The organism is Mesorhizobium sp. M4A.F.Ca.ET.020.02.1.1 (assembly GCF_004022645.1).
Classification (GTDB): domain Bacteria; phylum Pseudomonadota; class Alphaproteobacteria; order Rhizobiales; family Rhizobiaceae; genus Mesorhizobium.
In genome coordinates this window covers 1-1,578 of record NZ_RZOI01001036.1, presented here as the reverse complement: position 1 = coordinate 1,578, position 1,578 = coordinate 1, and the positions used below count along the sequence as shown (strand labels likewise).

The window sequence follows — 1,578 nt, the reverse complement described above, 5'->3', positions numbered from 1 at the left end:
CATATAGGGACCGCAAAGCCGGCTGAAAGACAAGCACGGGCTATTTCTTCGCTAGTTGCTGCTTCACCAGCTCGATCTTCTTGTCGGTGAGCGGGATCGGGATGGTGTAGCCGGCTTCGGCAAAACCCTGCTTGGCGTTCTCGAAGAACTCGATCGCTTTCATATATTCGGCGTCGCCGCCGCCTTGGCTGGCGCGGTTCCAATGGACGTCGCCGAGATTGTTCTGAGCGAAGGCCCATTGCAGCGGTTGGCTCTCACGGGTGAACACCTTGAGTGTCGCCTGGAAGGCGGCTTCGGCCTCGTCCAGATATTTGCCGCTGCGTTCGAGCGTGCCGAGATTGAGCAGGCTCATGCCGATGCCGTTCTGCGCGTTTGCCCAGTCGACGGGCGCGGTTTCGAAGGTCTGCACCTCGAGCGCGGCCCGGCGCGCGGCGACCGACTCGGCCAGGGACTTGGTATCGCCTTCGGCCATGCTCAGCCAATGCAGCGCCGAGCCGAGGCCGGCCTGGGCCAGCGCCCATTGCCGCGGCGTCGTCTCGCGCTTGTATTCTCGCAACGCGTCGCGATAGGCCATCGCCGCATCCCTGTAGTGTTCCGGCTTGTCGGACAGGCCGCCGAGCAATTGCAGCGTGTTGCCGAGATTGTAGGCGGTCATCGCCCAGTCGAGCGGAAAGGCGCGCCTGGTGTAGATGCGCCGCGCCGCCCGGAAGGCGGCAACCGACTGCTCCAGTCTCGCCGGATCGCGGGCGCGCTGGCCGAGCGTCTGGTAGACCGAGCCGAGATTGTTCTGGGTGGAAGCCCAGTCCATCGGGAAACGCTTGCGGGTGAAGACGGTCAGCGCATCGCCATAGGCCGTCGCCGCTTCTTCGAGCTCGCCAGTGCCGAGATCGAAGCGGGCGGCGCTGCTCAGCGCGTTGCCGAGATTGAGCCGGCTGGTCGCCCAGGAAACCGGGAAGGTCTCGCGCGTGCGGATCTCGAGCGCGGCGCGGAAGGCCGCGGCCGCCTCGGTGATCTTCGCCTGATCGTTGCGCTGCGTGCCCAGCGACACCAGCGTGTTGCCGAGATTGTTCTCAACCATCGCCCACTGCGCCGGCGACTTCTCGCGCGTATATTCCTGCAGCGCCAGCCGATAGGCGGCCTCGGCCTCGGTGAGGCGTTCACCGCCGGGCTCCCGCTCCGAGAGCGCATAGAGCGCCAGGCCGAGATTGTTCTGCGAGGCCGCCCAGTCGAGCGGCACTTTCTCGCGCGGGCGCTTCACCAGCGTCGCGCGCATGGCGGCAACCGCCTCGTTCAAGTGCTTGGGGTCGCTCTCGCGCTCGCCGATCTTCAACAGCACATTGGCGAGATTGTTCTGGGCCGCGGCCCAATTGAGATCGTCCTTCTCGCGCTCGAAGACGGCAAGCGAGTCACGGAAGATCTGGGCTGCCGCTTCAAGCCTGGTCGTGTCGGTCTCGCGTTCGCCGATCGTCTGCAGCACCACCGCCATGTTGTTGCGGGTGATCGCCCAGTCGCGGTTCTGTTCGCCGTTGGGAATGAAGTTCAGGATTATCCGGTAGGCGTCGATGGCCTGTTGCAGCG

Annotated in this window: 1 pseudogene; it reads right to left on the bottom strand. The window is 65.1% G+C overall.

The features are described 5' to 3' along the window. Nucleotides 1–40: 40 nt before the first annotated feature. Nucleotides 41–1,578, bottom strand: a pseudogene (locus EN742_RS34515) (tetratricopeptide repeat protein); the annotation flags it as partial.